Consider the following 257-nt stretch of genomic DNA (forward strand, 5'->3'; position numbering starts at 1 on the left):
TGCTCTTGGTGACAGCTGCCCTGGTAAACCCCGGCGACAAGGTTCTGGTCGGTGACCCGTCCTACCCCTGTAACCGGCAGTTCCTGGCTGGATACGGAGCAGATGTCGAACTGGTGCCTACGACTGCAGCATCCAGATTCCAGCTCGATGCAGCTCTCGTGCAGGCTCATTGGTCCGAGGCAGTTCGAGGGCTGATGATTGCCTCGCCGGGTAATCCCACTGGTACCTCAGTGCCTTTGGAAGAGCTTTCTGCTATC

Annotated in this window: 1 protein-coding gene; it reads left to right on the forward strand. The window is 58.4% G+C overall.

Features of this window, described 5'->3' with window-relative positions:
- Positions 1 to 257, forward strand: a 257-nt coding sequence (locus SB717_RS37480) for an aminotransferase class I/II-fold pyridoxal phosphate-dependent enzyme (RefSeq protein ID WP_410908202.1), incomplete at both ends; no start/stop codon positions are given.

The sequence above is a fragment of the Priestia sp. SIMBA_032 genome, assembly GCF_046535215.1.
Classification (GTDB): domain Bacteria; phylum Bacillota; class Bacilli; order Bacillales; family Bacillaceae_H; genus Priestia; species Priestia aryabhattai.